The organism is Psychrobacter sp. TB55-MNA-CIBAN-0194 (genome assembly GCF_040309505.1).
In the GTDB taxonomy this organism is placed as follows: domain Bacteria; phylum Pseudomonadota; class Gammaproteobacteria; order Pseudomonadales; family Moraxellaceae; genus Psychrobacter; species Psychrobacter fozii.
This window is the reverse complement of record NZ_JBEOOW010000225.1, coordinates 1-276: the sequence shown is the minus strand read 5'-3', so window position 1 is coordinate 276 and position 276 is coordinate 1. Positions and strand designations below refer to the sequence as shown.

1 pseudogene is annotated in these 276 nt (G+C 67.0%); it reads left to right on the top strand.

What is annotated here, in order from left to right:
- Positions 1-11: 11 nt before the first annotated feature.
- Positions 12-276: pseudogene (locus tag AAEY75_RS14915) on the top strand (hypothetical protein); the annotation flags it as partial.

Below are 276 nucleotides of genomic sequence, written 5' to 3'. Positions count from 1 at the left end.
ACGAGATGTTCATGGGCGCGAATCCGTCTTTCATGACCTACGGCGGCTTCACGCGCCCCGCGATCAAGCTGCTGCAGATGCACGGCACGCCGCACCAGAAGGCGCTGATTGCGCCGCTCGAAGCGTACCGCTGGGACGCGTGCTTCTGCGCGACCGAACCGCAGGCCGGCACCGACCTCACCGCCGTGGCGCTGCGCGCGACACCGCTCGAACGCGACGTCTACGCGATCGACGGCGAGAAGGTCTACATCTCGGCCGGCATGCACGAACTGACGG